Raw genomic sequence first — 3581 nt, forward strand, 5'->3', positions numbered from 1 at the left:
TTGGCGTTAGCTGCTGTGTTTCTACCAGAGTTGCAAACCTGAGAGTTTTTCAGCGTTGGAAGTTTTTTGTTCTGTTCTATCAAAAAGTTCAGAAGAAATCGGTAGGTTTTTTTTGCAAGCTGGCGTGAGAGTTTTGTCGTATATTCCTTCTTTTATGCCAGCGTCGATATCGTCGTTTGCTGTTGGTTGTTCCAAAGCTGGCAAGTGCTAACGTACAAGTTTTCTTTTACAGCGCCAGCAGAAAAATCGGTTTCCTTTCCATCTTTTCTATCGGCCAGTTGGTTCGGTTTTCTCTGGTTTTCTGTAGCGTGCAAAGTTTCCGGTTTGTGCCAGGTCAGAAAATTACATTGTCGTAAACCTCAAGTAGTCAAATCTTTTGGCTCAAACTGGTTCGCGGCATTTTGGTTCCTCATGGTTTGCAGCGGTGTGCAAAATCTCTGGTGGTAAATCTTCTGGTCTTTACGTTGTCGCCAGTCGTACTTGCTTCGGGTTTTCGTCACAGTTCAACTATTTTACGGGCTTACGCAGCTAACAAAAAAATCGTGTTCGTTCCGCTGCGCTTCACCGGACGCGCCTGAGGCGCGCCGCACATTTTGGCGTTAGCTGCTGTGTTTCTACCGGAGTTGCAAAGCTGAGAGTTTTTCAGCGTTGGAAGTTTTTTGGTCTGTTCTATCGAAAAGTTCATAAGAAATCTGTAGTCTTCGTTTTGCAAGCTGGCGATAGAGTTTGGTCGTATATTCCTTCTTTTATGCCAGCGTCAAAATCGTTGTTTGCTGTTTGATTTTCCCTAGCTGGCAGGCGGTAGCGTACCAGTTTCCTTTTGCCGCGCCAGCGCAGAGATCGTTTTCCTTTCCATCTCTTTGGACGGAGAGTTGGTGGGGTAAGGCGCAGGTTTTCTGTAGCGTGCAAAGTTTCAGGTTTATCGCAGGCCAGTAAGTTACATTGTCGTAAACTTCAAGTAGTCAAAGCATCTGGTTCAAACTGTTTCGAGGTATTTTGGTTCTGCTTGGTTTTTAGCAGCGTTCAAAATCTCTGGTGATAAATCTTCTGGTTTTTACTTTGTCGCCAGTTGTACTTGCTTCAGGTTTTCGTCATGGTTTAACCATTTTACGGGCTTACGCAGCTAACAATAAAATCGTGTTCGTTCCGCTGCGCTCCACCGGACGCGCCTGCGGCGCGCCGCACATTTTGGCGTTAGCTATTTTCATATCAAGTCTTTTCTTATCATAAACATGGAAATCTATACTACATGGATATAAGTCGATCACTAATTCATTACTCCCTTGTTCATGAAGAGTTTTCGAAGTCAAGAGATTTAATAAAAGGGCTCTTACCTATTTTTGCTCCAGCAATCGCTAAGCATAATGGAGAATTTTATAACCCTGAAACATTCACTGCTGAGCTAGAAAGTATGTATGGGTTAAAAATGCACCCATATGTTGCGGAGGATATTATACCTAAGCTTGAAGCTGAAAATTTACTGTGTAGAACTCAAGCTGGTAAGAAAGCAGCATACATTAACAAATCAGAGCAAGTGTTTAAATCGAATATAGATCAGGTAAATATATTTAAAGAATTGATTGATGCTTTTGTCCAAGCTACAGAAGTGATGCTTCATTCATCAGGATTGACAATGGAAAAGGTTTCTATTGAACAGGCATTTCATCATCGATTAGCTCGTTTAGATTTTATAAATGAGGAATTTAATGACAAGGAAAGCACTGAAGTAGAAAGACTGCTAAATTATTCTTTCTCTAGATTTATCGAGTCTATGAGTGAAAAAGATAGGAAATATCAGGATATTCTTGAACAAGCACATTCTGGTGCGATGATTGTAGAAGTTATACTTAATTTAAGAACCCCACCTGATTCTGAAAAAAAATTAGATAATGTTCAGATCCTAGTTGATGCTCCAATACTAATTGACTTATTGGGACTTGCTGACTCAGATTTGGTAAAATACAGTAATGAATTGATTAAACAGATATCCTCATCAGGTGCAAAATTAATCACGACCGATTATTATATACAAGAAGCACGTGAGTTAATTCAGAACAGCCTCAGAAATTATCATAATGAAAAGCGTAGAATTACAGACTTAGACAGGTTTCTTTTAAAGAGTAGTTTAAATTTTACAAAAACTGAATCTATAGTTAGAGATTTAAATGGATCTTTAGAAAAAAAAGGTATCGATATTAGTGCAAGTAATTATATTAATGAAGCTTCAACTTCTCAGAGGGCGCTAACACTCGAAGATGAGGTTTTCTCAGCTCTTGGGAACTATCAGAATGAAAAGGCTCAAGCGAGAGATGCAAAAAGTGTTGCTCTAGTTGTTTCAAAAAATCGATATAAAGAAATAAATAATATTAGTGAAGCAAATATTTTATTTTTAACAAAGAATTCTCGTATAACTGAGCAAATAAATTCATATCTACGTAGAAAGAAAATAATACTCGATGGAACAATCTCACCTGTAATTACCGACAGAAAACTAGCAACATTATTATGGGTTATGCATGGTGGGCAAGGTAAAAACCTAGTAAGCTCTGAACTTTTAGCAAACTGCCATAGAGCTATAGAATCAAAAATCTCTATCCTAAAAAAGGCAAAGAATACATTATTAGATATATCTAAGCTAGATGACGAAGGAAAAGAACATATCGAAAGCATTATAAATAATAAAAGAACAGCATATTGTTTGCTTGATAAAGTTGGAGGAAATATTGATTTAATTAGAGGAAAAGATCCAAAAGATCTTATAGAGGAGATCATAAAAGAGATAACACTTGAACAACAGGAGATTAGTGAAATTGAAAAAAATAAAGAGATAGAAAGAATAAGAAATGAAACGAGATCAGAGAATGAGGCTTTCAAAAAAGAATCTGAAAATAAAGTACAGGCTTTACAAACCAGGCTCTCTGTACTAGAAAATTCAAATAATCACTTAGTGAAAGAAAAATCGGAAACAGAAAAAAAGCTTGCGTTAGCGACTGAGAGTATTGGCACCTATCTTAAAACACAACAGGAAGAGAAATTCAGAAAAATTCGTCAAGCTAAAGCTATATCTTCTTTCTTTGAAATAATCACTACTTTGTTACTTATTTTTGCAATCTTTTTTGTCATAAAAGAAATTTCAATAATTAATACTAAAAACCCAATTAATATTAAGGGAATAATATTAACGGAACAATTTTTAATCTGGTTTGCTCCAATTTTAATTACATCTCTTAATATGCTTCTCACATGGAGAATTCCTGATTATTCGTTGAGAAAAATTACAAAATTTGTAGAAAAGAAAATGTTCTCTTTTCTACTCTCGTTAAGAGGCATTGACTTAGTTAAAGATGAAAGAATTATTAGGGGTGTAGTTCATTCTTCTTCAATTATAGTTAATGAAAGTGATGTTTCCGTAAATGAAAAAAGCTAACAAAAATTTCCAGGGGACGCCTACGGCGCCCCTGAAATTGGCGTTAGCTGCTGTGTTTCTACCAGAGTTGCAAACCTGTGAACTTTTCTGTGTTGGTAGTTTTTTTGTCCAGTTCTATCGTAAAATTCAGAAGAGTTCGGTAACCTTATTTTTG

At 36.5% G+C, this 3581-nt stretch carries 1 protein-coding gene; it reads left to right on the top strand.

The annotated features are described in order from the left end of the window. The first annotated feature begins 1249 nt into the window (after positions 1–1249). Positions 1250–3427: a hypothetical protein gene (locus AKL11_RS23880; protein ID WP_067522819.1), complete on the top strand. Its 2178-nt coding sequence runs from the start codon at positions 1250–1252 to the stop codon at positions 3425–3427. Positions 3428–3581 lie beyond the last annotated feature (154 nt).

The organism is Endozoicomonas ascidiicola (assembly GCF_001646945.1).
Lineage (GTDB): Bacteria > Pseudomonadota > Gammaproteobacteria > Pseudomonadales > Endozoicomonadaceae > Endozoicomonas > Endozoicomonas ascidiicola.

Bases quoted from the DNA above. Each gene is read 5' to 3' on its own strand.
- AKL11_RS23880 (WP_067522819.1), top strand. From the start codon at position 1,250: ATGGATATAAGTCGATCACTAATTCATTACTCCCTTGTTCATGAAGAG.